The 1,391-nt window shown below is 39.3% G+C and carries 1 pseudogene; it reads right to left on the bottom strand.

Annotated elements, in window-relative coordinates:
* Nucleotides 1-1,391, bottom strand: a pseudogene (locus tag ACFINC_RS09440) (autotransporter outer membrane beta-barrel domain-containing protein); the annotation flags it as partial.

The raw sequence follows: 1,391 nt of genomic DNA, 5'->3' as shown, positions 1-1,391 counted from the left end.
CCAGAAACTTGGATCAGTGAAATCCCACTACTGTTCGAAGGGTCAGAAGCATTTATGACACTTTCTTTATCTCCTAAATCGCTTTTGATGTAAACTGTTGTGGAGCCTGAAACATCGCCATGAATGAGAAGCCGATCGGTTTCTTGCTCTGCTATTGGCGTGCCATCGGTCCATTTTGTATTGAAATAAATTTGTGCATCGCCTGTTGCATTATAGACGGCTTTGGTATCTGGTTTACCAGAGCCTATATGCAATGTGTGGTAATGATTTTCTGTTGGCTCTTTAAAAACAAGAGAACTGTTTTCGAGATCCAGAACAGAAATATCAGAACGTGATCTTTGAGCGATATCAAGCAGATTACCCTCAGCATCTTTTTCTTGTGTGCTGTTTTTTAAGATCCATTGCGTACCATTTTTCAGGTCAAAGTGTACGTTTCTTTCTTGTGCAATGTTTGCTCTACCTTCTAAAGTAGAATGATCTGCATTTAAGGTAAAGGTACCGGTAGATATCTCCTTCATGTTTTCATCATTCCAGAAATTTGTATCGATCCAAGAATTTTTGTCCCAAAAAAGTCCATTGTCTAATAACACATCCGCATGGATTTCTGAGTTGTTAAGATTAACTTTTCCGATTGATGGAGCAATATTATTGTCAATGCTTTTTTCAACAAATGCTCCAACGAGAATTCCAGTGCCATTGTCAACGTGAATATTGATATTGGTTAGATTGATTTCGTTGTCTCCATATATTTGTAGATCATCTTCATCTGTATTGGTTTTCGATAAAGCCACTAGTTGCATACCTACGCTTTCTGCTTTTACATCAGTATTTGCTAGGTCAATCTTTCCCCTATCTGCTGCGAATAGTGCAATTTTTTTGACGTCTATTTCATTTTTAGTGCCATTCTTCATGATAATTGAGGCATCACCAGCTGCAGCAAGACCAACATCAAAATTTTTAATGGTTGTTTTACCATTTAATTCAATTTTGCTCTCAAGCTCGTAAGAGCCTACAGCAATGGTTACTTTTTCGCTCTCACCACCGCTCATTACTAGATCACCACTAGTGATCTTGCTTCCACCGTCTGCATAAAGACCTTCATCAACATTTTGAATGATTGTTTTGCCTGTTAAGTTAATTTCACTGCCAGCGCCTTCTGTCGTTAGACCAGAGCGTTCTGTGTCGGGATCTGTGATAGCTTTTCCTCCGGTGATATTTAAATTTTCACCGGTAATTTTACCACCATCAACTGCTCTAAGACCGTCTAAAGTATTGTTGATTGTTGTATTGCCATGCAATTGAATTGTGCTCTCACCAAGCGCAAGTGCGCCGGTCCCTATGCCATTTGTTGTGAGCGTAACATCTGTGGCATCGATCTGTCCTTCGTTTTC

The organism is Bartonella sp. AP58NXGY (assembly GCF_042195785.1).
Lineage (GTDB): Bacteria > Pseudomonadota > Alphaproteobacteria > Rhizobiales > Rhizobiaceae > Bartonella.
The sequence above is the reverse complement of the archived record's forward strand: the minus strand, read 5'-3'. Positions and strand labels throughout refer to the sequence as shown.